The 23,037-nt window shown below is 63.5% G+C and carries 26 protein-coding genes and 2 pseudogenes; 18 read left to right on the top strand and 10 right to left on the bottom strand.

Annotated elements, in window-relative coordinates; translation table 11 throughout:
* Positions 1–1,391 (bottom strand): annotated as a pseudogene (locus EOC83_RS27275) (autotransporter outer membrane beta-barrel domain-containing protein); the annotation flags it as partial.
* 398 nt (positions 1,392–1,789) lie between these two features.
* Here EOC83_RS27275 and EOC83_RS27270 point away from each other — a divergent pair.
* Complete coding sequence (locus EOC83_RS27270; RefSeq protein ID WP_013529617.1) at positions 1,790–2,098, top strand: hypothetical protein; 309 nt, start codon at positions 1,790–1,792, stop codon at positions 2,096–2,098.
* A gap of 126 nt (positions 2,099–2,224) precedes the next feature.
* On the top strand, positions 2,225–2,695 hold the full coding sequence (locus tag EOC83_RS27265; RefSeq protein ID WP_013529616.1) for an NUDIX hydrolase: 471 nt from the start codon (positions 2,225–2,227) through the stop codon (positions 2,693–2,695).
* A 4-nt stretch (positions 2,696–2,699) separates the two neighbouring features.
* Here the strand turns inward: EOC83_RS27265 and EOC83_RS27260 are convergent, their stop codons facing one another.
* The 5 genes from EOC83_RS27260 to EOC83_RS27240 all read right to left on the bottom strand — a co-directional run bounded on the left by EOC83_RS27260 (position 2,700) and on the right by EOC83_RS27240 (position 7,926).
* Positions 2,700–3,551 (bottom strand): citryl-CoA lyase, encoded by an 852-nt coding sequence (locus EOC83_RS27260; RefSeq protein WP_063168996.1) that lies wholly within the window; start codon positions 3,549–3,551, stop codon positions 2,700–2,702.
* Entirely contained in the window at positions 3,548–4,732 is a 1,185-nt protein-coding gene (locus tag EOC83_RS27255; protein WP_063168997.1) for a CoA transferase, read from the bottom strand. The genes EOC83_RS27260 and EOC83_RS27255 overlap by 4 nt, the downstream gene beginning before the upstream one ends.
* A 15-nt stretch (positions 4,733–4,747) precedes the next feature.
* On the bottom strand, positions 4,748–6,271 hold the full coding sequence (locus tag EOC83_RS27250; protein WP_013529613.1) for a tripartite tricarboxylate transporter permease: 1,524 nt from the start codon (positions 6,269–6,271) through the stop codon (positions 4,748–4,750).
* Positions 6,272–6,275: 4 nt separating this feature from the next.
* Positions 6,276–6,812: a tripartite tricarboxylate transporter TctB family protein gene (locus EOC83_RS27245; RefSeq protein WP_063168998.1), complete on the bottom strand. Its 537-nt coding sequence runs from the start codon at positions 6,810–6,812 to the stop codon at positions 6,276–6,278.
* 139 nt (positions 6,813–6,951) lie between these two features.
* Positions 6,952–7,926: a tripartite tricarboxylate transporter substrate-binding protein gene (locus EOC83_RS27240; protein ID WP_013529611.1), complete on the bottom strand. Its 975-nt coding sequence runs from the start codon at positions 7,924–7,926 to the stop codon at positions 6,952–6,954.
* Between the two features lie 183 nt (positions 7,927–8,109).
* Between EOC83_RS27240 and EOC83_RS27235 the strand changes: the two genes are divergently transcribed.
* A complete protein-coding gene (locus EOC83_RS27235) occupies positions 8,110–8,874 on the top strand; it encodes an IclR family transcriptional regulator (RefSeq protein ID WP_013529610.1) in 765 nt (254 codons plus the stop codon).
* A 34-nt stretch (positions 8,875–8,908) separates the two neighbouring features.
* On the opposite strand, the pseudogene EOC83_RS33335 reads toward EOC83_RS27235, so the two are convergent.
* Together EOC83_RS33335 and EOC83_RS27225 are read right to left on the bottom strand one after the other, a co-directional pair.
* Positions 8,909–9,010 (bottom strand): annotated as a pseudogene (locus tag EOC83_RS33335) (DUF4892 domain-containing protein); the annotation flags it as partial.
* A 5-nt stretch (positions 9,011–9,015) separates the two neighbouring features.
* Positions 9,016–9,549 carry a GNAT family N-acetyltransferase gene (locus tag EOC83_RS27225; protein WP_013529609.1) on the bottom strand — a complete coding sequence of 178 codons (534 nt, stop codon included), beginning with the start codon at positions 9,547–9,549 and terminating at the stop codon, positions 9,016–9,018.
* Positions 9,550–9,751: 202 nt separating this feature from the next.
* On the opposite strand from EOC83_RS27225, the gene EOC83_RS27220 reads away from it, so the two are divergent.
* From EOC83_RS27220 to EOC83_RS27205, 4 genes are all read left to right on the top strand, one after another.
* Positions 9,752–10,207: a DUF2214 family protein gene (locus EOC83_RS27220; RefSeq protein WP_024502811.1), complete on the top strand. Its 456-nt coding sequence runs from the start codon at positions 9,752–9,754 to the stop codon at positions 10,205–10,207.
* Positions 10,208–10,382: 175 nt separating this feature from the next.
* On the top strand, positions 10,383–11,360 hold the full coding sequence (locus EOC83_RS27215; protein ID WP_063168999.1) for a tripartite tricarboxylate transporter substrate-binding protein: 978 nt from the start codon (positions 10,383–10,385) through the stop codon (positions 11,358–11,360).
* 74 nt (positions 11,361–11,434) lie between these two features.
* On the top strand, positions 11,435–11,908 hold the full coding sequence (locus tag EOC83_RS27210) for a tripartite tricarboxylate transporter TctB family protein (protein WP_063169000.1): 474 nt from the start codon (positions 11,435–11,437) through the stop codon (positions 11,906–11,908).
* A 10-nt stretch (positions 11,909–11,918) separates the two neighbouring features.
* Positions 11,919–13,427: a tripartite tricarboxylate transporter permease gene (locus EOC83_RS27205; protein WP_063169001.1), complete on the top strand. Its 1,509-nt coding sequence runs from the start codon at positions 11,919–11,921 to the stop codon at positions 13,425–13,427.
* 1 nt (position 13,428) lies between these two features.
* Here EOC83_RS27205 and nth read toward each other — a convergent pair whose 3' ends face one another.
* A complete protein-coding gene (gene nth, locus EOC83_RS27200; RefSeq protein WP_063169002.1) occupies positions 13,429–14,253 on the bottom strand; it encodes an endonuclease III in 825 nt (274 codons plus the stop codon).
* Between the two features lie 22 nt (positions 14,254–14,275).
* Between nth and EOC83_RS27195 the strand changes: the two genes are divergently transcribed.
* The 11 genes from EOC83_RS27195 to EOC83_RS27145 all read left to right on the top strand — a co-directional run bounded on the left by EOC83_RS27195 (position 14,276) and on the right by EOC83_RS27145 (position 21,849).
* The gene (locus EOC83_RS27195) at positions 14,276–14,770 is read left to right on the top strand and encodes a DUF2244 domain-containing protein (protein ID WP_063169003.1); all 495 of its coding nucleotides are present in this window, start codon (positions 14,276–14,278) and stop codon (positions 14,768–14,770) included.
* A 124-nt stretch (positions 14,771–14,894) separates the two neighbouring features.
* Positions 14,895–15,770 (top strand): bifunctional helix-turn-helix domain-containing protein/methylated-DNA--[protein]-cysteine S-methyltransferase, encoded by an 876-nt coding sequence (locus EOC83_RS27190; protein ID WP_024502817.1) that lies wholly within the window; start codon positions 14,895–14,897, stop codon positions 15,768–15,770.
* A 221-nt stretch (positions 15,771–15,991) separates the two neighbouring features.
* On the top strand, positions 15,992–16,462 hold the full coding sequence (locus EOC83_RS27185; RefSeq protein ID WP_027161336.1) for a hypothetical protein: 471 nt from the start codon (positions 15,992–15,994) through the stop codon (positions 16,460–16,462).
* Between the two features lie 19 nt (positions 16,463–16,481).
* Positions 16,482–16,874 (top strand): hypothetical protein, encoded by a 393-nt coding sequence (locus EOC83_RS27180; RefSeq protein ID WP_027161335.1) that lies wholly within the window; start codon positions 16,482–16,484, stop codon positions 16,872–16,874.
* A complete protein-coding gene (locus tag EOC83_RS27175; protein WP_027161334.1) occupies positions 16,841–17,353 on the top strand; it encodes a hypothetical protein in 513 nt (170 codons plus the stop codon). The genes EOC83_RS27180 and EOC83_RS27175 overlap by 34 nt, the downstream gene beginning before the upstream one ends.
* The gene (locus tag EOC83_RS27170; protein WP_027161333.1) at positions 17,328–17,810 is read left to right on the top strand and encodes a hypothetical protein; all 483 of its coding nucleotides are present in this window, start codon (positions 17,328–17,330) and stop codon (positions 17,808–17,810) included. The genes EOC83_RS27175 and EOC83_RS27170 overlap by 26 nt, the downstream gene beginning before the upstream one ends.
* A gap of 153 nt (positions 17,811–17,963) precedes the next feature.
* Entirely contained in the window at positions 17,964–18,869 is a 906-nt protein-coding gene (locus EOC83_RS27165; protein WP_063169004.1) for a ribokinase, read from the top strand.
* Position 18,870: 1 nt separating this feature from the next.
* Entirely contained in the window at positions 18,871–20,319 is a 1,449-nt protein-coding gene (locus EOC83_RS27160) for an amidase (RefSeq protein ID WP_063169005.1), read from the top strand.
* A gap of 112 nt (positions 20,320–20,431) precedes the next feature.
* Complete coding sequence (locus EOC83_RS27155; protein ID WP_013529595.1) at positions 20,432–21,046, top strand: LysE family translocator; 615 nt, start codon at positions 20,432–20,434, stop codon at positions 21,044–21,046.
* A 101-nt stretch (positions 21,047–21,147) separates the two neighbouring features.
* Positions 21,148–21,468 carry a hypothetical protein gene (locus tag EOC83_RS27150; RefSeq protein WP_013529594.1) on the top strand — a complete coding sequence of 107 codons (321 nt, stop codon included), beginning with the start codon at positions 21,148–21,150 and terminating at the stop codon, positions 21,466–21,468.
* Positions 21,469–21,471: 3 nt separating this feature from the next.
* Positions 21,472–21,849: a hypothetical protein gene (locus EOC83_RS27145; RefSeq protein ID WP_063169006.1), complete on the top strand. Its 378-nt coding sequence runs from the start codon at positions 21,472–21,474 to the stop codon at positions 21,847–21,849.
* A gap of 36 nt (positions 21,850–21,885) precedes the next feature.
* On the opposite strand, the gene EOC83_RS27140 is transcribed toward EOC83_RS27145, so the two are convergent.
* The gene (locus tag EOC83_RS27140; RefSeq protein ID WP_063170333.1) at positions 21,886–22,830 is read right to left on the bottom strand and encodes a nucleoside hydrolase; all 945 of its coding nucleotides are present in this window, start codon (positions 22,828–22,830) and stop codon (positions 21,886–21,888) included.
* Between the last annotated feature and the right edge of the window lie 207 nt (positions 22,831–23,037).

The following is a 23,037-nucleotide window of genomic DNA, read 5'->3' as shown; positions in this document are numbered from 1 at the left end:
CCGACCGACTGGATCAGAATGCCATGCGCGCCGTCGCCGCCGCTTCCATCGACGCCGGTCTTGATGACGCCGCCAATATTGCCGGTCGCCGTATCGCCCTGGCCGCCACCGCTTGCCTTGCCACCGATCGACACGAGACCGATGGCGCCGCCGCCATCGCCGCCGCCGCCGCCCACCGACTCGACCAGCATGCCGATGGCGCCCAGGCCACTGGTGGTGATGTTGCCGGTGTTGGTCCCCGTGGCTGCCCGGCCGTCATTGCCATCCGTACCCGCGCCGCCACCGCCGAACAGACCTAGACCGCCACCGCCGTCGCCGCCGCCACCGCCCACCGACTGCACGACCATGCCGCTGGCAAAATCTCCCCGAGTTGTGATGGTCCCGGAATTTATCCCCTCGGCATTGCCGCCGATTGTCGGCACGCCCCCATTGCCGCCGTTACCCACGATACCGAAACCACTTGCACCATCACCGGCAACGCCGCCCGCCGACCGCACAAGCATACCCTTCGAGAAAGCCCCGTCCGTGGAAATGGAGCCGGCATTATCGCCTTTCGCGTCACCGCCGAAACCGCCATTGCCGCCATTGCCACCCTTGCCGGCACCGATCGCAGCGCCCAAGCCGCCATTGCCGCCGCGCCCTCCGCTGGAATTGACGGTGATGCCGTTCGAATTGACCCCGTGCGTGATGATATTGCTTTCGATCGTAGTGGTCACGGTCGCCGTGCCGCCATCGCCACCCCGCCCGCCGACGCCGCCCTTACCGCCTACCGCGATGGCGAATGCCCATGCGCCGTTACCACCATCCCCACCGCTGGCGTCGCCCGATATGCCGGGAGCATTGTCCCCCGATGTTTCGAGGGCGCCAGATGCGTTGTTTGTTATATCGACGGTTCCGCCCTTGGCGCCATCGCCGCCTTTACCACCCTTGATCTCCACAAAAGGCGGGACGGCTGTTGCATGGACAGCCGAGCCGCCATCGCCGCCGCGCCCACCCCGGGCGCTGCCAACGAAAGCGGCCTCCCCGGAGGTCGTGCGGCCGACACTATTCGTTCCCGTAGCCGGCGCCACCGGCGAATGGCCATCTCCGGCGTCAGCAGTACCGATTCCGTCATCACCATTGTCGCCCGGTGCACCATCCGTATTGATGGACAATTGCTGCGCATGGGCCGGAGATTGAGCGTAAGGAAAGACCAGCCCCACCAGTGCCGTAGCGCAAAGCAATCGAGCTATCCGTTTGGGCAGAGTGGCGAGACATTGATTCGGCCGGCCGGGCAAACCCTTCTGAGTCGCCGCGGCATCACGAAGAACTTCCTCAGAACATGCCCTGGCTGAACCGTCGTCGGCCGATGCGCACGACAATACGGCAACGCGCTCTGTGAACAAAGCCATGCACTTACCCCCCATTTTACGGGGGCGCGCCTCAATGCCTGCTTGAGTCCGACGCCACCGCTATGCTCTGCTCATGCAATTGCAATAAGGATGCCGGCACTGTGCAATAAGGTTCAATGCATTAAAACAGGGCATCCGTATTCCCACTTGCGGAGCTCTGACTCAATTAGAATACATTAACTTATGCCGGATGAAACCAAAAATTTACGTGGGGAACACTGACCAAAGCCACCGACGTTTCATAGTCATCATATGATGACTATCTGCCGTTTCGCGGCCGAAATCGCAGAACAAAGCGATTGGACCGCCCGATTTCGTGATACTCGACCCGCTGGCCATGGCATCGACGCGCAAACGCCCTATATCAAAGGACAGAGTTTTTGCGCGGGAATGAACGGATGTCGGCACTTCGGCCATCAACGATCTTCACAGTGGCAATGCTGGCCACGGCAGTGCTGGCGGGCGTTTGCCTGCCGGCTTCCGCGCAAGCGCTCAATCCCGCTACCGGCAACAATGCGCTGATCCGGCAGAACGACCTGCAAATCCTGCAAAACAGGATACAGCGGCAGCAATATCAACAGCAACAGCAGCAGAATCGCGCCCAGGACCGCCAGATCTTTCAGCAACCGCCACCGGTCGTGCAGCAGCTCAAGCCAAGCTGCCAGACACAGATAATCGGCACCACCGCCGTGAGCAATTGCCGCTGACATCAAGGCCTTTTTCGTTTATTTAGCCGACTTATGTATTTCGAGTGTCGTTGGCACATGCGAAAGTTTTGGTTTTGCAACGACGCCTTGTCGCGCTATGCGGCATTGCATCGACTGGATTGACGAATGGCAGCCACCAAGAAAAAGGCCGTACGCAAGGCAAAGAAGGGCGAGAGAATCCGCCAGGTGGCGGCTATTCCCTTCCGGCTGACCGCGCGTGGCGATATCGAGGTGATGCTGGTCACGTCGCGTACCACCAGGCGCTTCATCGTCCCCAAGGGCTGGCCGATGAAGGGCAAGAGCGGACGCAAGGCGGCCACCATCGAGGCGCAGGAGGAAGCCGGCGTGCTCGGCAAGACGCTGAAGCAGCCGGCGGGCACCTATTCCTACTGGAAGCGGCTGGCAAATCGCTTTGTCCGCGTCGACGTCATCGTCTACCTGCTCGAGGTGAGCGAGGAACTGGCCGACTGGCAGGAAGCCAAACGACGCCAGCGGGCCTGGCTGGCGCCAGCCGATGCGGCCATGCTCATCGACGAGCCGGATCTTTCAACGTTGGTGAAGACGCTGAAGATCCCTGTGCAGGTGGACCAGGCGTAGAGCCTCACTCGCCGGGGTCATCGCTTTCGGGAAACGGCCGCACCGGCGTGCCGGTATAGGCCCACAGCCACTCGCGCGGCAGCGGCCCCTTGTTTCGCTCGGCCTGCTGCGACTGCTCCCAGGCATGCGCCAGGATGCCGACCGAGCGCGACAGCACGAAAAGCCCTCGCGTCAGCGGCGGCGGAAAACCGAGTTCGCCATAGATGACGGCGGTGGCGCCATCGATGTTGAGGGGTATTTTTTTCCCCTTGCGGCGTTCGACATCCGCCTCGACCGCTTCGGCGATATCGGCGAAACGCCCATTGACGGCACCGCGTGCGGCAAATTCGCGGGTCAGTTCCAGCAAGCGCGGCGCGCGCGGGTCGACGGGATGGAAGCGATGTCCGAGCCCCGGCACATAGCCCTTCTCCTCGGCGAAGAACCGGTCGAGCCGCGCCGAGACCGCCTCATTCAGCGTCATCCCGGCATCAATCGCCACGGCAATGTCACCATAAAAGGAAAGCGCCTGCTCGCCGGCGCCTCCATGCACGTCGCCGAGAACGTTGATGGCCGAGGCCATGGCGCTGTTGATACCGACGCCGCAGGTTGCAGCCATGCGCGCGATGGCAATCGATGGCGCCTGCGGTCCATGGTCGACGGCGGCAGCCAAGGCAATGCCGAGCAATTCTGCCTGGTCCTCGCTGGGCAGTTCGCCGCGCAGCATCAGCCAGATGACAGCCGGAAAGCTGACGCGGCCGATCAGATCCTGGATCTCGTAGCCACGCAGCCGGATGACACCTGGCCGCATCTCGATGATGTCGGTCTGCCACCATTCCTCGCCGCGCTCACGGCCCGTCTTCTTCTCCGTGCCGCTCATGCGCGTGCCTTTGTCCTGGTGCGGGGCGGCAGGTCGGCGAACACCTCGCTCATATGTTCGCCGAGCGCCGGCGGCGGCTTTGTCGGCAAGGGCGCCTCGCCATCGACCATGAAGCCGCCGCGCAAAACGGTCAGCGGCTTCTTCATGCCAGCCACATCGTCGAAATGCGCGGTCACCTGGCGCTCGAGGACTTGGGGCTCGGCCAGCACTTGCGGGATCGTCAGCACCCTGCCGGCAGGCACGCCGGCGCGATTGAGCGTCTCTTCCCAGGCCGCCGCCGAGGCGCCCGCCAGGGCGTCCTCGATCTCGACTTTAAGCGCCGCACGGTTGCGCTTGCGCGTCTCGCGCTCTGCATAGCGGACATCGGAAGCCAATTCCGGCCGGCCGATCAGCCGGCACAGCGCCACGAACTGCTCCTGCTTGTTGGCAGCGATGTTGATGAGCCCGTCGCCGGTGCGAAACGCACCGGAGGGTGCCGCCGTCATGTTCTCGTTGCCCATCGGCATGGGGTCGATACCTGCGGTCAGATAGTTGGAAACCGGCCAGCCAAGTGCGGAAAGTGTGCATTCGAGCATCGAAACGTCGAGAAAGGCACCCTCGCCGCTCGTCTTCTGCCGCACCAGCGCCGAGGCGATGGCGAACGCGCCGACCAGTCCGCCAAGCGTATCGGCGACGGGATAGCCGACCCGCAGCGGCGCCGCTTCCGGTGTGCCGGTGATGCTCATGATCCCAGACAGGCCCTGGATGATCTGGTCATAGGCGGGATTGTCGCGCATTGGCCCGGTCTGGCCGAAACCCGATATCGCGCAATAGACGAGGCCCGGACGGACCGTCTTCAGTGCCTCGTAGCCAAGCCCCAGCCGATCCATCACGCCGGGGCGGAAATTCTCCACCAGTGCGTCGGCGCTGGCCACCAGATCGAAAAAGCGCTCGCGATCGGCTTGCTTCTTGAGGTCGAGCACAACCGACCGTTTGCCGGCGTTCTGAGCCAGGAACGAGGCGCCCATGCCGGCGCTGTTCAGCTTTGCCGAGCCGCCGAGCTGGCGGGCGAGGTCGCCGCCTTGCGGCGCCTCGACCTTGATCACGTCGGCGCCCAGCAGCGCCAGCTGATAGGCACAGTAGGGACCGGCCAGGACATTGGTCAGGTCGAGGACGCGAATACCGGAAAGCAGTTCTGTCATGGCATCAGGGATCGATCAGGCATCGCCGGGCACATGCTCCGGTCCGCGCCGACGACGATGCTCGATGAAGGCCCAGATATGCGGGCCGGCGAGACCGATGAAGGCGAGCGTCAGCAGTGTCAGCGACAGTTTGTGGGTGTAGAACACGGACCAGTCGCCATTCGAGATAGTCATCGCCCGGCGGAACTGGGTTTCGGCGAGCGGCCCAAGGATCATGCCGATGATGACAGGCGCGGTCGGAAAATCGAACCGCCGCATCAGGAAACCGGCGGCCCCCAGCAGATAGAGGATGACGAGGTCGATGGGCGATTGCGAAATGCCATAGGTGCCGACCGTGGCGAACACCAGGATGCCGGCATAGAGCTGCGGCGCCGGGATTTTCAGCAGCCGCACCCACAGCCCGATCAGCGGCAGGTTGAGGATGACCAGGATGACGTTGGCGATGAACAGGCTGGCGATCAGCCCCCAGACGAGGTCGCCCTGGGTCGTCAAAAGCAGTGGTCCGGGATTGATGCCGTAGCTCTGGAACGCCGACAGCATGATCGCCGCCGTCGCCGAGGTCGGCAGGCCAAGCGTCAGCATCGGCACCAGCACGCCGGCTGCGGACGCATTGTTGGCGGCCTCGGGGCCGGCAACGCCTTCGATGGCGCCGACCGTGCCGAACTCCTGCTTGTGCTTCGACAGCTTCTTTTCGATGGCATAGGACAGGAAAGTCGGGATTTCGGCGCCGCCCGCCGGCATGGCGCCGATCGGGAAGCCGATCGCGGCGCCGCGTAGCCAGGGTTTCCACGAACGCCCCCACTCGGCCGCCGTCATGTAGAGCGAGCCCTTCAGCGGCACGATCTCGTCCTTGCCGGCATAGCGGCGCGAGGCCATGTACAGCGTCTCGCCGACCGCAAACAGGCCAACGGCGGCGATGATGACGTCGACGCCGTCGAGCAGTTCGGTCATGCCGAAGGTGAAGCGCGGCTGGCCGGTCTGCAGGTCGACGCCGATCATGCCGATGACGAAGCCTGCGAACAGGCTGGTCAGGCCGCGAACGGAAGACGAGCCGAGCACCGCCGAGACGGTGATGAAGGCCAGCACCATCAGCGAGAAATATTCGGCCGGACCGAAGGCCAGCGCGAATTTGACCACCACCGGCGCCAGGAAAGCGACGCCCATCGTGCCGATCGTGCCGGCGACGAACGAGCCGATCGCCGAAGTGGCGAGGGCTGCACCGCCGCGGCCGGAACGCGCCATCCTGTTGCCTTCCAGCGCGGTGACGATGGTGGCGCTTTCGCCGGGCGTGTTGAGCAGGATCGACGTCGTCGAGCCGCCGTACATGGCGCCGTAATAGATGCCGGCAAACAGGATGAAGGATGCCTCCGGCGCCACCTGATAGGTGATCGGCAAAAGCAGCGCGATGGTCAGCGCCGGCCCAAGACCGGGCAGCACACCGATGGCGGTACCAAGCGTGGTGCCGAGCAGGCACCACAGAAGGTTGACCGGGGTGAAGGCGACCGAGAAGCCATGTGCCAGATGTCCGAGCGTTTCCATGGCGTCAGCCCCTCAACATGGTGATGAACGCATCGATGACCGTGTTCAGCTGGTTCTCGATGAAACCGGCACCGATGTTGACGCCGAGCGCCCTGGCGAAGCCGAAATAGGCGGCCAGCGCCAGGATAAGGCCGAGCACGACGTCCCGCAGCGTACGCTTGCTGCCGAAGCCGTAGCAGACGAGCACGAACATGATGACGGATGCCGCCGTGAAGCCGAGCGGTTGGATGAGCAGCAGATTGGCGATCAGGCCGATAACGACGAAGCCCATTGCCTTCCAGTCGGTCGGCGTCTCCTTTTCCTCCTCCGGCTGCCAGCCGCCGCGAAGCGCGGCAAGGATGAGCAACAGCGAAAGTACCACCAGGCCAACCATGGTAAGGTAGGGAAAGACGGTCGGGCCGACCTTGGAGTAGAGCGGCGACACCGGGATCGCCAGCGTCTGCCAGGCGACGGCGCCGGCGCAGGCCAGGAGCCCGATGCCTATCAACAATTCCGGCACGGCAAGCCGCGACGGCGCCGCCTGCTGGTCGCTGGTGCTCATGATTGTCCTCCCCAGGAGAGCTGGCCAAGTATGGTTGGCGGAAATGCCCGGCGCCGCATGCTTGCTCCCCACCGCAGGGTCATGCCGGCTTGCATTTCATGCGAGAAGGGGCGACCTGCGCCGCCCCTATGACGATGGATCAGGCGAGCCCGAGATCCTTCAGGATCGCCTCGATGCGGGCTGAATCCTCGGTGACGAACTTCGCATAGTCGTCGCCGGTGAGCAGGATCGGCGTCCAGTTGCGGTTCTTGCATTCGGTCGCCCACGCGTCGCTCTTGGCCATGGTCTCGATCAGGGTGATCATCGCTGCCTTGTCGGCGTCGGAAATACCCGGCGGTGCGAAGACGCCGCGCCAGTTGAACAGTTCGACATCGATGCCGGCCTCCTTCAGCGTCGGCGCATCGATGCCGTCCTGGCGCTTGTCTGCCGAGATGGCGAGCAGCCGCAGCGCGCCCGCCTTGACCTGCTCGGAGAACTCGCCAAAGCCGGAGATGCCGGCCGCGACCTGGTTGCCGAGCAGCGCCGACAACGCCTCACCGCCGCCGGCGAACGGCACGTAGGACAGGTTTGTCGCCGGCACGCCGACAGTCTTGGCAATCAGGCCGAACAGGATGTGATCGGAACCGCCTGCGGAGCCGCCGGCGACAGGAACCTTTGTCGGATCGGCCTTGAGCGCGGCGACGAAATCAGCGGCCGTCTTGAACGGCGACTCCGCCGGCACGACCAAGGCCTCGAACTCGCCGGTAAGGCGGGCGATCGGGGTGACCTGCGTCAGATTGTTGGCGGCCTTGTTGGCAATGATGGCGCCAACCATGACCATGCCGGCAACCATCAGGGAATTGCCTTTGCCGTTCCACTGGCTGATGAATTGCGGCAGCCCGACAGTCCCGCCGGCGCCGCCGACATTGGTGATCTGCGAACCCGAGATGAGCTTTTCACTGCGCAGCACCTGGTCGATCGTGCGCGCCGTCTGGTCCCAGCCACCACCCGGTGCGGCAGGCACGAAGAGCTGTATCTGGGGCGCGCCTTCGGCCAAAGCGGGAGAAAGATGCGACGTCATCAGCCCGGCACCCACGGCTGCGGTGCTCATCAAAAATCTGCGTCTGTCCAGCATGGGATTCCTCCAAATCACGACACCTCCTCCGGTGCCCGCCAAAACGCGCCTGCATCCAGACCCGTCATCGATTTCAAGCAGATGTTACGGAGTTCTGTCAACGGAAACGATATTCTACTGGACAGAACGATTTGGCGGCGCGACACAGTCGCGTCGCTCGGCTTTCTTCAAACTGGAACCGCCATGGATTCGCCAAGCAAATCGGCAGATGCGGAAATCGACCGCGCCGAAGGTGTTGCAGCACTCGATCGGGCGATTGCCATCCTCGATGCCTTCAGCACGGAGGACCGGTCGCTCAGCCTAGCCGAAATCGCGGCGCGCACCGGCCTCTACAAGAGCACCATCCTGCGGCTTGCGAATTCCCTTTTGCGCGGACGATTGCTCGAGCGCCTCGACAATGGGCGCTACCGCGTCGGACCCGCGACGTTTCGGCTCGGTGCGCTCTACCAGCGTTCGGTCGTGGCGGTCGACATCCTGCTGCCGATCATGCGCGATCTTTCCGAGCGAAGCTGGGAAAGCGTTGCCTTCTACGTTCGCTCGGGCGATGTCCGCACCTGTCTTTACCGCGTCGAATCCAAGCACCCGATCCGCTACACGATACGCGAAGGCGACGTATTGCCTTTGCTGCTCGGCTCGGGCGGCCGCGTGCTCGCAGCGTTTTCGGGCCAGCAGGGCGAACCCTACGAGACCATCCGCAAGACCTGCAACTGTCTCGCCGTCGGCGACCGCGACCCCGAGACCGGGGGCGTGTCGGCGCCGGTATTCGGGCCAGGGGGCGTCCTGCTCGGCGCCTTGACCCTGGCTGGACCAAGCACGCGCGTCGACGCGGCCTTTCTGCAGCGCATGAAGCGTCCGCTGCTCGAGGCAGCGGCCCGCGCCACCCGCGCCTTCGGCGAGGACGCCTCAATGCTCGAGCAGGCAAGCCTGGCAGCGGACGCCCTGCCGTAGAATGCGGCCTGATTGGAAGGCTCGCCCAGTTCAACTTGACCAGAACCACACGGCGGTTCTTGGCGCGGCCCGCTTCGTCATCGTTGCTGGCGACAGGTGCCATCATGCCGGCGCCCGCAGCGGTCAGCCGCGCCGCTCAGGTCACCGCGCCAGCAGGATAGTCGGAGCGTCGTGATAGGTGGTCTTTACCACTTCCCGGTAACCGCACTTGGCAGCCACCCTCAGCGAAGCGCCATTTTCCGGATCGATGATACAGACGGTCTTCTCGCGCCCGAAAATCACTTCGCCCCATGCCAGGACGCGGCCAACCACCTCGGTGGCGAAGCCCGCCCCGTGCACGGCCGGAACCAGCGCCCACCCGGCCTCGGGAATGCCTTCGATCGATGGTTCCATGTCGCGCTTCAGATCGTGAAACCCGGCCTCGCCGATGAAGCGCCCGGTCGCCTTCTCCTCGATCGCCCAGAAGCCATAGCCAAGCAACGACCACAGGCCGGCGTGACGCAGGAAGCGCATCCAGCTTTCTTCGCGCGTGCGCGGCTTGCCGCCGATGAAGCGGGTGACGACGGGATCGGTCCACATCGCGGCATAGGTGTCGAAATCATCCAGGCGGTGTGCCCGCAGGATGGTTCGCTTCGTTTCGATGACAGGAGCACTGGTCGCTTGCGGATTGTTCATGGGATCTGCCTCGCACGGATCGCCAGCGCTTAGCAAATCGCCGGTGCTGCGCAAGGGGCCAGGGCAACACGGCCCATCATCCAGGCGCCGCTATGGGAATTTTGCGCGACGATGTTATTTTTCACCGCAGGCTGATTCAACACCCGCCAGCGCGACCTTTTTTCAGGCGCGCATTGGTGGCGTCAAACCCAGGGAAAAGAGCATGGATACCACCGATCTTGTGCTTGCGATCTTCCATCATCTGCTGGTGTTTTCGCTGGCGGGGATCATCGGCGCCGAATTCGTCCTGATCCGCGGCGATCTGGGTGCTGCGACGCTCAAGAGGCTCGCCGGCATCGACCGCCATTACGGCGTCATCGCCGCGCTGATCATCGTCGTCGGCATCGGCCGCGTCTTCTATGGCCTCAAGGGCTGGGAATTCTACGTCTACAACTGGGTGTTCTGGGCCAAGATAGCGGCGTTCGGCGCTGTCGGCCTGCTGTCGATCATCCCGACCGTCCGCTTCATATCCTGGAACAGGCAGGCGAGCGGCAATGCCTCGTTCCAGGTGCCGGCGACCGAACTTGCGTCCGTGAAGACCTATATCCGCGCCGAAGCTTTCATCTTCCTGCTCATCCCGGTCTTCGCCGCGGCGATGGCGCGCGGCTACGGCTACTAGGGTGGCGATCACCCTCCGACATTATCCACCCATCGAGTGCGGATGTTTGCGGATATCGGCAGTTTGCCGCCCAGTTGCTATTTGCTAGCTTGCCCTAGTTGTTGCTTCATGCGCAGCCGGTGTTGAGAGGAGATCCGCGCGGCGTTGGAGATTCATATCCCGGGAGGAGATCACGATGAGAAGATTTGTCGCCGCTCTGGCTGCTGCCGCGGCCGTCACGCTTTATGGGTTCGCGGCCAGCGCGCAGACCTATCCTGAACGAACCATCACCGTTGTGGTACCGTTTGCCGCCGGCGGTCCGACCGACACGGTCACGCGCCTCGTCGCCGAAGCGATGTCGAAGGATCTCGGCCAGCAGGTCATCGTCGAGAATGTCGGCGGCGCCGGCGGAACGCTGGGTGCCGGCCGCGTCGCCAACGCCGAGCCTGACGGCTATACGCTGCTGCTCCATCATATCGGCATGGCGACAAGTGCGACGCTGTACAGAAAGCTCGCCTACGACACGCTGAACGCCTTCGAATATGTCGGCCTCGTCACCGAGGTGCCGATGACCATCGTCGGCCGCAAGGACCTGGAGCCGACCGATCTCAAGGGGTTGGTGGAGTACGCCAAGGCCAACAAGGATTCCATAACCGTCGCCAATGCCGGCATCGGTGCGGCCTCGCATCTGTGCGGCATGCTGTTCATGAGCGCCATCAAGACGCCGCTGGTCACCGTGCCCTACAAGGGCACCGGCCCGGCCATGACCGATCTCCTCGGCGGTCAGGTCGACATCATGTGCGACCAGACGACCAACACCACCAAGCAGATCCAGGGCGGCACCATCAAGGCCTATGCCGTCACCTCGCCGGAGCGCCTCGATGTGCTGAAAGACGTCCCGACGACGGTGGAAGGCGGCCTTCCCGAAGTGCAGGTCGGCATCTGGCACGGTCTCTATGCACCCAAGGGCACACCGGCCGGGATCACCGAACGCCTGTCGAAATCGCTTCAGGTCGCGCTGAAGGACCAGAACGTCGCGGCCCGCTTCGCCGAACTCGGCACCAAGCCATCGCCCGAGGCCGATGCGACGCCCGCCGCACTGAAGGCCAAGCTGGAAAGTGAGATCGCGCGCTGGAAGCCGATCATCGAAGCCGCCGGCCAGTATGCCGACTGAGGTTTGAACAGGGGCGCCACCGGCGCCCCTGTTCGCTCGGCATCCGCTACGCACCGCGGCTTGGGAGAACCATCATGAAACCTTTCGCGATCGACAGGGCCAACGGCCTGTGCGCCGCCCTGTTCATCGGTTTCGGCGCATGGTTCGCGCTGCAATCGCTCGGCCTCGAAATCGGCACCGCGTTGCGCATGGGGCCAGGCTATTTTCCGCTGGTCCTGGCGATCGTGCTGGTCCTGCTTGGCGCCGTCATTCTCGTCCAGGCTGTACGCGTCGAGGGCGAAGCGGTCGGGCATATTGCGTGGCGCGGCATGCTGCTCATCCTGCCTGCTCCGATCTTCTTCGGCCTGACGGTGCGCGGCCTCGGATTCATCCCGTCGATCTTCCTGACGGCGCTGATCGCGTCGTTTGCCAGCCGCTGCATGAAGCCGTTGACCGCGCTCGTGCTGTCGGCCGGCCTGACATTGTTTGCATTCCTTGTCTTCAGCTACGCGCTCGGCCTGCCGTTCCGCCGCTTCGGCCCGTGGCTGGCCCCGTGGTTGGTGTCGTAAGGCGATGAGCATGGATCTGCTCGACAACCTTGCGCTCGGCTTTTCGACGGCGACGTCGCTGACCAACCTCGGTTTCTGCCTGATCGGCGTCCTTCTCGGCACGCTGATCGGCGTCCTGCCCGGCATCGGCGCCACCGCGACCATCGCCATGCTTTTGCCCATCACCTTCCAGATCGGCGACCCGGTTTCCTCCCTCATCATGCTCGCCGGCATCTATTACGGTGCGCAATATGGCGGCTCGACCACCGCCATTCTCATCAACATGCCCGGCGAATCCTCGTCCGCCGTCACCGCGATCGACGGCTACCAGATGGCCAGGAACGGCCGCGCCGGGGCGGCCCTCGCGATCGCGGCCATCGGCTCGTTCTTTGCCGGCACCGTTTCGACGTTCCTCGTCGCCATCTTTGCCCCGCCGCTGACGGCGATCGCGCTGAAATTCGGCGCGGCCGAGTATTTTTCGCTGATGATCGTCGGCCTGGTTTCGTCCGTCGCGCTCGCCCACGGCTCGATCGTCAAGGCGCTGGCCATGGTCGTGCTCGGCCTGCTGCTCGGCGTTGTCGGCACCGACATTTACACCGGCACGCCGCGCTTCACGCTTGGAATCCGGGAATATGCCGACGGGTTGAATTTCGTTGCGGTGGCGGTCGGTGTCTTTGGCATCGCCGAGATCCTGCGCAACCTCGAAAACGAGGATGAGCGCTCCGTGATGATCCGCAAGGTCACCGGCCTTATGCCGACCCGCGAGGACTTTCGGCGCATGGCAGCGCCCATCGTGCGCGGAACGATCATCGGTTCAGCGCTCGGCATCCTGCCGGGAGGCGGCGCGATCCTGGCAGCCTTTGCCTCCTACACGGTCGAAAAACGCGTCTCGAAAAACCCGAAGGAGTTCGGCAAGGGCGCCATCGAAGGCGTCGCCGGACCGGAATCGGCAAACAATGCCGGTGCGCAGACTTCCTTCATCCCGATGCTGACGCTGGGCATTCCGGCCAACCCTGTCATGGCGCTGATGATCGGCGCCATGATCATCCAGGGCATCGTGCCCGGCCCCAATGTCGCGACCGAACAGCCGGCGCTGTTCTGGGGCATCATCGCCTCGATGTGGATCGGCAATCTGATGCTGATCATCCTCAACCTGCCGCTGATCGGGCTTTGGGTGAAGCTGCTGACGATCCCCTATTACGTGCTTTTCCCGATCATCATGGCGTTCTGCTCGATCGGCGTCTACAGCGTCAACAGCAACGTCTATGATCTCTACGCCGTCGCCTTCTTCGGCTTCCTCGGCTACCTCCTGACCAAGCTGCGCTGCGAACCGGCACCGCTGCTGCTCGGCTTCGTGCTCGGCCCGCTGCTCGAGGAAAATCTGCGCCGCGCCATGATTCTCTCGCGCGGCGACCCGAGCACCTTCGTGACCAGACCGATCAGCGCCGGCCTGCTGCTCATAGCGCTCGCCGTGCTCGCCGTCGTCTTCCTGCCGGCGGTCAAGAAAAAGCGCGAAGAGGTGTTTGTGGAGGAGAGTTGAATTACGCCGCCGTTCCGCCTCGGTCCTGAACCTCTTCGACCGGGTCGAGCGGTGCGATCGGCACCAGCGGTGCCGGCACATCGGTCGTCTTGACCTCGGCCTTGCAGATGTCGGCGATGACGCAGGCCGGGCAATCCGGCTTGCGCGCCTTGCAGACGTAGCGGCCATGCAGGATCAGCCAGTGATGTGCATGGCGCATATATTCGTCCGGAATGATCTTCAACAATCCCTGCTCGACCTGTTCCGGCGTCTTGCCGGGCGCTAATCCGAGCCGGTTGCCTATGCGAAGAATGTGCGTGTCGACCGCCATCGTGTGCTGGCCGAAGGCCATGTTGAGCACGACATTGGCGGTCTTGCGCCCGACCCCGGGCAGCTTGACCAATTCATCTCGATTATCGGGTACCTCGCCGCCATGGTCGCGGATCAGCGCCTGCGACAGCGCAATCAAATTCTTCGCCTTGTTGCGCCACAGCCCGATGGTGCGGATATATTCGCCGACCCTTGCTTCCCCCAGCGCCAGCATCTTGTGCGGCGTATCGGCGGCCCTGAACAGCGCCCGCGTCGCCTTGTTGACGCCTACATCCGTCGCTTGCGCCGACAGCACCACCGCGACCAGCAGCGTGAAGGCGTTGACATGTTCGAGCTCGCCCTTCGGCTCGGGCCGCTGGACGGAAAAGCGCCGGAATATCTCTTTCACTTCGGCCGGGCTGTAGCGTAACGCGCTTCGCGCCGGCCGCGGGCGCGGCTTTGCGTTCGAACCATCGCGTCGTGCGGGCAACGGCTCTTTTTTGGACAGGGAAGAATCTTTGGACTTGGGGCTTGCCATTTCCCTCCTATAATATCCCCTCATGAGCGACACAAACGCCTCGTTTCAGGCCGACGAGCCATTCTTTCAGGCGCTACTGACCCCGCACCGGTCTCTGGGCCGGACAGGCTTCTTCGTCCTGATGGGCGCGCTGCTGTTCGGCTGGCTGGTGACAGGCGCGTTTTTCCTGTCGCGCGGCGCCTGGCCGGTGTTCGGCTTCTTCGGCCTCGACGTGGCCGCCGTCTACATCGCCTTTCGCATCAACTATCGTGCCGCTCGCGCACGCGAAGAAGTCTCGGTTTCGCGCACCAGCCTCGACATCCGCAAGACAGCCCCCTCGGGGAAATCGGAAGCGCATCGCTTCAATCCGTTCTGGGCGCGGTTTTCGGTGGCCCGTCACGCCGAGATCGGCATCACAGGCATGACGGTGCAAGGTGAAGGCCAGAACGTGCCGATCGGATCGTTCCTGGACCCCGATTCCCGCGAGAGTTTTGCCACCGCCTTTTCGCGCGCGCTGGCGCCCGCCAAGACACGCTGAGGCAGCCGCGAGCGATTCCTGGGCTCGAATCCGGTGCCTATCCGGGTATGCGCCGCAAGAAGGCAAGTTTCGGGTGGCGATCGACGCCCCGAGGGGCGATATTCCGGCTCAAGGAGACAGTTCCATGAGCACACACACCGCAGTCCTCAAAAAGGACATCACGCCTGAGGGCAGCGATTATGAGATCGTGCGCCGTGCCATCGAGAAGATCAGTCTCGACTATCGCGATCAGCCTTCCCTCGAAGAGCTGGCCGAGGAGGTCGGCGAGACGCCGACCGGCCTGCAAAAACTCTTCACCCGCTGGGCCGGCCTGTCGCCCAAGGCCTTCCTGCAGGCGGTGACACTGGACCATGCGCGCAGGCTGCTCGATTCCGGCATGCCTCTGCTCGAGACCTCATTCGAACTGGGCATGTCCGGCCCCGGCCGGCTGCATGACCTGTTCGTCACGCACGAGGCGATGTCGCCGGGCGACTACAAGACACGCGGCGCCGGGCTCACCATTCGCTACGGCTTCCATTCCTCGCCGTTCGGCACCGCCCTGATCATGGCCACCGAGCGCGGGCTCGCCGGCCTCGCCTTCAGCGACCCCGGCGAGGAACGCGCCGCCTTCGCCGACATGTCCAGCCGCTGGCCGAACGCCATCTACGTCGAGGACATGACTGCCACCGGCCCCTATGCCGCCCGTATCTTCGACCCGACGCTGTGGCGCCCCGACCAGCCGCTGCATGTCGTCATGATCGGCACCGACTTCCAGGTTCGCGTCTGGGAGGCGCTGCTCAAGATCCCGATGGGCAAGGCCCGCACCTATTCCTCGATTGCGGCCAGCATCGGCGCACCGTCCGCCAGCCGTGCGGTCGGTGCGGCCAACGGCGCCAATCCGCTCTCTTTCGTGGTGCCTTGTCACCGCGCCATCGGCAAATCAGGCGACCTCACCGGTTATCATTGGGGCCTGACCCGCAAGCGCGCCATTCTGGGTTGGGAAGCCGGGCAGGTATCGTAATATCGATTTTTCTCGATATTGCGAAGAAAAACATGGTTCTATCGGCGCTATCAAGTATAAGCGCTATTTACGCTGTGGTTCCGCTTTTGCAACCGAGGGCAACCTCCGGTTCCTGTAGTTGTTATTTTTGAGGCGTTATTTTAGGTAACTCTAAATTAACCACGATAAAGTGATGATGCTCTCATATTAATCCGGACGATCCGGCTTGATAGGAGGTCTCGATGACATTGTTTCGCGCCGCCTGCGGCGCAGCTCTGCTGGTTGCCAGCGTCGACGAGGCCGCGTTGGCCACGACGCAGAATGTCATCTTCAACGGCACGATCGCGCCCACCTGCACGCTGGTCGTTGCCACCAACGGTACGATGACGGCCAGTCCCGATCTCCAGTCCCTGAGCTCCCACAACAGCGGCGGCTCGGCTGGAACCGTGACGCTGACGACGACCGGAGGTGTGTCGCTGAGCGTCGACCCGGTCACCACCATGACGGTGCCATCCGCCGACAGCACGTCGACGACCTGGACACCCACCTACTCCGCCGCCGGCGCGCATTCCATCGTCGAGACCGGCTCGACAACCAGCATCACCACCCCCGGCGCAGATCTCGTCTCGGTTCACCTTGCCGGAACCAAGGGCGGCAGCAATCGCTTCGCCAACGGCAATTATCAGGCAACGGTAACGCTGCGCTGCGAATGACGCGAGCGAAGGAGGGGTCGTGAAACATGCTCGAATCCTGGCGACGGCGTTGGCCGTCGGATTGGCGCCCGTTGCCGCCAAGGCTCAGTCGATGTCGCCGATGCGTGGCGAGATCAACAGCTTCACCGACGTCTTTGCGGTTCGCGTCTTCCCCGCCAATCCCTACGACCGCAACATCCGGGTCGAAATTCACGTCTACGATCAGGATTTCCAGCCGGTAGATGCCAGGGTCTCTCCAAATGTCTTCCAACTGGCCTCCCAGGCCTCCCGTTCTGTCCTTGTGGTTGTGCCTTTCGGCGGCGCTGCCGAGCGTAAAGTGCGTATCTGTACCGAAAGCATCCCCTTTCCCAATCAACAGACGCAGATAAGGGCACAGATATGCGGAAAGTTTTTTGGGCGCCGCAAGTCCTGACACTGGCGCTCGCGGCTGTTTGGGCGGGTGCCTCGCCGGCCGGGGCCGAGGACGTCTACAACCTCAACCAGAACGAAAGCGGCTTCAACCTGCCCGGCGTCACCTTGCCCCAGGGCCAGGACGAGGTCCATGCCGCGGATGGCACCACTTGCCGTTCCGCCGTCTCCGGCTCCGGCGCCTATGTCGATCTCGGCGTCATCAGAGGCAACAGCCAGTCCGACAATGATGTCGCCACTTACGGCCGCGTGGTGATCCCCATCGGGCGTACGCCCAAGCGCGTCGATTGCAGCCGTCTCTACGAGCTTGAGGTCGAGCGCCTTCAGCTGGAGCTGAAGCTCCTCAAAATGGGCCTCGGCACCGACGGCCAGACGGCGAGTATTGCCGCCACCGCTCCCGCGACCGCATCACCGGGGTGGGCCAACGAAGGCTGGAGCATCAGAACCGGAAATGGCGATGGCAAGAAAAAGAAGAAGCAGTAGCCGCGCGCTGTTTGCGATGGCGGCACTTGCCGGTTCCTGCCTTCCGATGCAGGCGGCGATCATCGGCACCTGCACCATCATGGTCGGGGCGTCCGGAACGATGAAGGCCAGTCCCGCCATCAGCATACTGGGCTCCAAACAGGCAGGCGGATCGAGCGCCAGCGCCACCGTGGTGGCAAGCTCCCTGTTATGCTCAATACTCAACCTGCTTGACTGCTATTCGGTTTCGGCGCCGGCGCCTGCCGCATTCTCGTCCGCGCCGAGCGGCGGTGGCACCAACGTGACGTTCGCTTCGGTCTTCCGCCTCGATGGCTCGGGGGCCGATGTCAACGGAAGTGTGCCGCAGAGGGTTGCCAACGGCACCCACGCGATGCAGGTCGACCTCACCGCCACCAAGTCGAGCGGTATCTTTCCCGCCGGCAACTATCAGGGCACGGTCACCGTGCGCTGCGAATAAGGCCGCGACAACTCAAATCGGGCTGGACCATGCGCGTGGTCTGGCAAGCTGCGGCCTTACAGGTTAGCTTCCACGCAATCGGAACGATCTGCGTTCGCCCGGACGCACGAAGACGCTCCGGCATTTTGAATTTGCGTTGCCAGGAGGCCCTGCTTGATTATCGTCATCGGCTCGATCAACCTCGACCTTATCGCCAAGGTCGACCGCTTGCCGAGCCCCGGCGAGACGGTGGGCGGCTCGGCCTTCACCACCGCGCCCGGGGGCAAGGGCGCCAACCAGGCCCTGGCCGCCGCACGCGCCGGCGCCTCGGTGCGCATGGTCGGCGCCGTCGGCAGGGACAGCTTCGCCGCCGAGGCACTGGCATTGCTGCGCGACGGCAAGGTCGACCTGTCCGGCGTTGCCGAGACTCACGCCTCGACCGGCACGGCACTGATCATGGTCGCCGACGACGGCGAGAACATCATCGCCGTGGTGCCGGGCGCCAACGCTTCCGTGGTGCCCGGCGATCTCTCCAAGGCCTTTCTGAAAAAAGGCGACGTCGTGCTGCTGCAAAATGAGATTCCGCTGGCCACCGTCGATGCCGCCCTCGACCAGGCAAGGGCGGCCGGCGCCATCACGGTGCTCAACACAGCACCTTTCCAGGCGCAAGCAGCCGGCTTTCTCGGCAAGGCCGACTATGTCGTCGCCAACGAAACCGAGTTCGACCTGTATGGCGAAGCGCTGTCGCTGCAAGGCCGCGATCGGGCGGTGCGCATGCGCGACTTTGCCGGAAAGACCGGCCGCACCGTCGTCGTCACGCTCGGCGGCGATGGCGTGATGGCGGCGACACCGACCGAGTTCCTGGCCGTTGCTGCGCGCAAGATCGTCCCCGTCGACACGGTCGGCGCCGGCGATACGTTCTGCGGCTATTTCGCCGCCAGCCTGTCGTCGGGCCTCACGCTCGAACAGGCGCTGGCGCGCGCCGGCGCGGCCGGCTCGCTGGCCTGCCTGAAACCTGGCGCCCAACCGGCGATCCCGCTCGCCAAAGACGTCGATCAGGCGCTGCAGGAAACCCATTAAAATGCTGCGTCCTCAAACAAAACATGCCGTGCCACCGGCAGGCGACATCTGCCGCCTGTCCGCAGTCGAACTCGCCGGCGCGATCCGGGAGAGGGAGCTTTGCGTGCGCGAGGTGGTGGCGGCATTCCTCGACCGCATCGAGGCGGTCAATCCGCTGGTCAACGCCATCGTCTCCTTGCGCGATCGCGCCGATATCCTGCGCGAAGCCGATGCGGCCGATGCCAGCCCAACGCGAGCCAAAACCAACCCGCTCTTCGGCCTGCCGATGGCCATCAAGGACCTCGCCTCGACCACGGGCCTCAGGACCTCTTTCGGCTCGCCGATCTTCGCCGATTTCGTGCCGCAGGAGGACGATTTCTTCGTCGAGCGCATCCGCAATGCCGGCGCCATTATCATCGGCAAGACCAACGTCCCCGAATTCGGGCTTGGTTCCAACACCTACAACGCCGTGTTCGGGCCGACGCTGAACGCCTTCGATCCGGCCCTGACCGCCGGAGGCTCGAGCGGCGGCGCGGCCGTTGCCCTGGCGCTCGACATGGTGCCCGTCGCCGATGGCAGCGACTTTGGCGGCTCGCTGCGCAACCCGGCCGCCTGGAACAATGTTTTTGGCTTCCGCCCGTCGCAAGGACTTGTTCCCGGCGGACCCGATTTCGAAGTCTTCCATGCGCAGATGGGCGTCGACGGGCCGATGGGCCGCAACGTCCGTGACATGGCACTGCTGCTCGATGTGCAGGCCGGTTACCACCCGCACGCGCCATTGTCCTACGAGAAACCCGGCTCGTTCCTCGAAGGGCTTGGAATACCCGCAACTGGTGGCCGCATCGCCTGGCTCGGTGATCTCGGCGGTCATCTGCCGGTTGAAACAGGCGTTCTCGGCCTGTGCGAGGCGGCACTTGGCCGCTTTGCGGAAGCGTCCTTCGCGACCGAGCCCCTGCTGCCGGATTTCGATTTCGAAGCGCTGTGGCAGGCCTTCGTGACGCTGCGCCAGGCCAGCAGCGGCTGCGCGCTCAAAACCCACTATGACGATCCCGCGAAGCGCCGCCTGCTCAAGCCGGAAGCCATCTGGGAAGTGGAGAACGCAACGCGGCTGACGGCGCCGCAGATCCGCGCCGCTTCGGTCATCCGCACGTCCTGGCATCGCACGCTGCTGTCGATCTTCGACCGCTATGATCTGATTGCGCTGCCGACAGCGCAGGTCTTCCCCTTCGACATCGATACGCATTGGCCGCGTGAGGTCGCCGGACGCACAATGGACAGCTATCACCGCTGGATGCAGGTTTCCGCCTTCGCGACCTTGGGCGGCTGCCCGGCGGCCAATGTGCCGGTCGGCTTCGACGATAGAGGGCGGCCGATGGGCATGCAGCTGATCGGCCGGCCACGCGGCGACCTTGCCGTGCTCAAGGCGGCGGCCGCCTATGAGGCAACACTGCCCTGGCCGGCCGGCGCCTGAATCGCACGCGTTGGCGGCCGCGGCGCTTCGCGCACCGGCTTGCATCGCTATCGCCGCCATGCATTGATTATCCTCAGCCGCGCCGCCTCGGCGGTATTCCTGGGGAAAAAGCATGTCGCTCGAACTCTACGCCGCCTATGTCCTCGCTTGCATCGTCATTATCCTGGTGCCCGGTCCGACGGTCACGCTGATCATTGCCAACAGCATCCGCCATGGCTCGCGCGCCGGCCTCGCCAACGTCGCCGGCACGCAGGCCGGGCTTGCCGTGATGATCGCCATCGTCGGCATCGGCCTCAACACGCTGATCGCAGGCATGGGCCACTGGTTCGAGTGGGTACGACTGATCGGCGCGGCCTATCTGATCTGGATGGGTGTGCAGATGTTCCGCTCCAAGGGCACGTTGAATGCCGATGGAACAGCGAGAAAGCCGCGCGGCGGCTTCTTCCTGCAGGGCCTGCTGGTGGCGCTGAGCAACCCCAAGACGCTGATTTTCTTCGGCGCCTTCTTTCCGCAGTTCATTTCGCCGCAAGGCAACTACTCGCTGCAGATCGCCGTCATGGGTCTGACCGCCATGATCTTCGCCGCCTTCTCGGATTCGACTTACGCGCTGGCCGCCGGCCGCGCCGGGCGCCTGCTGTCGGCCGGCCGCATCAAACTCCTGTCGAGGATCAGCGGCAGCTTCATGGTCGGCGGCGGCCTGTGGCTGGCGTTTTCGCGGTCGAAGTAAAGGCGGCCGAGCCGGCGCCGCAAGGAGTTGCAGCACCCTGGAATGGCAACAGATTGAAAGTGTGCTGTCCCACCACCACATGAATCTGGCTTGAGGGATTCATGTCTGTCTTTTGGACTTGGGATGGTTTGAAGAGGAACGCGCCTGGCGTGATCCTCTTTATTGGTGCGTTTGCGGTTATGATCATGTTGGCGGCAAACAAATGGATCAACGACGCCAGCCCGATCCGATCGGTCGACACAGTCGAGGCAAACGTCGAAAGTGTCCGGTTGGACCATGGCCGCGGCATATATCTGGTTTCTATCGAGAACGGTTCGTCTGTCCTTATCGATGACGATCACCCGCATCTGATCGGCTCGCGCACAAACATCGAACGCGTCACGCGCGACAATGGCTTCGTCTTCTACCGATTCGTGAATTGAATCATGGCAACAGTATCTTCTCTCAGAAACCGCCTGCTTCTGTTTCAGGCAGAATACCGAGACGCAGTCATTGGTGTCGTATTCTTCTGCGCACTGCCCCTGGCGGCGCTGATCCCGATTGCGATGAACCAGGACAATCCGGTTGTGGCAACTCAGAGTGTGATGGGCACTATCGAGTATGTGAGGTTAATGCCCATCAATCCGAAGATGGCTGCCGGGCGCGGGCTGTATTACACATACGATGTCCGCCTTGATGGCAACAGCGCGGTGACATCCATCGATGATGAAGTGGGGATGCCGCACCTTGTCGGTTCGGTCATCCCCATCGAGCGGCAACATCATAAGCGCGGCGGAGACACCTATCGGTTTCTCAATGAGTGAAGACGCGTGCTCACAAGTTCAGTTCTGTTCTGACGGTCAGTTAAGCCGCCCCAGCCTCTCCACCAGCAAGGCGAAAAACGCATCATGGTCGATGTCGCGCATCACCATGGCGTTCTTCGGCCGTTTGGTGACGCCCCACCAGTCGATCACGGTCATGCCCATGGTCAGTTCCGAGGCGGTTTCCACGCTGACGTTGCAGTTGCGGCCCTTGAACAGGTCCGGCTTCAACAGATAGGCGATGACGCAAGGATCGTGCAGCGGGCCACCGTCGGTGCCGTATTTCTCTTCATCGAAGCGCTCGAAGAACTCCAACATCTCCGCGGTGGCGGTGCCGACCCTGGTGCCCAGCGCGCGGAAGGCCTGCGTGCGCTTGGCGGTGGTCAGCGCCTTGTGGGTGACGTCGAGAGGCATCATGACGATCGGAATGCCGGATTTGAGCACGACATCTGCGGCCTGCGGGTCGACATAGATGTTGAATTCGGCGGTCGGTGTGACATTGCCGCCTTCGAAGAAGCCGCCGCCCATCAGCACGATTTCCTTGATGCGCGGTGCGATGCGCGGCTCGCGGATCAGCGCCAGCGCAATGTTGGTGAGCGGGCCGAGCGCGCAAAGCGTGATCGTGCCGCTTTCTTCGCTCATCAGCGTCTCGACGATGAAATCGACCGCGTACTGGTCCTGCAGCTTCATCGTCGGTTCGGGCAATTGCGGACCGTTGAGGCCGGTCTTGCCATGCACTTCCTCGGCGGTGACCAGTTCGCGCGTCAGGGGCCGGATGGCACCGGCATAGACCTTGATGTCCGGGCGGCCGGCCAGCTCGCAGATCTTGCGGGCATTCTTTTCGGTAAGCTTCAGCGGCACGTTGCCGGCAACGGCTGATATGCCGACGATCTCCAGTTCGGAGCTGCCGAGCGCCAGCAATATGGCGACGGCATCATCCTGGCCGGGATCCGTGTCGATGATGATCTTGCGTGACTGGGGCATTTCAATTCCTTGTTTGGCGAGGTCGTGGACTTGCATCGATCCGATCGGAACATCCAAATGACGCCGAAGCGGCCGCGAGCTGCCAGGCCGAACCGCTCGACCGGGGAAGACAATCCCGACCCGCGCGCTTTTCCTTGCATCTGCTCGCCGTTTCAAGCGCCATGTCTGTCATTCCTGTGAGTCCACGGCCTGGTCTTTTTGGGCGGG

The organism is Mesorhizobium sp. Primo-A, from assembly GCF_003997175.1.
GTDB lineage: Bacteria > Pseudomonadota > Alphaproteobacteria > Rhizobiales > Rhizobiaceae > Mesorhizobium > Mesorhizobium ciceri.
Note: the sequence above shows the minus strand (reverse complement) of the source record. Positions and strands in the feature narration are given on the sequence as shown.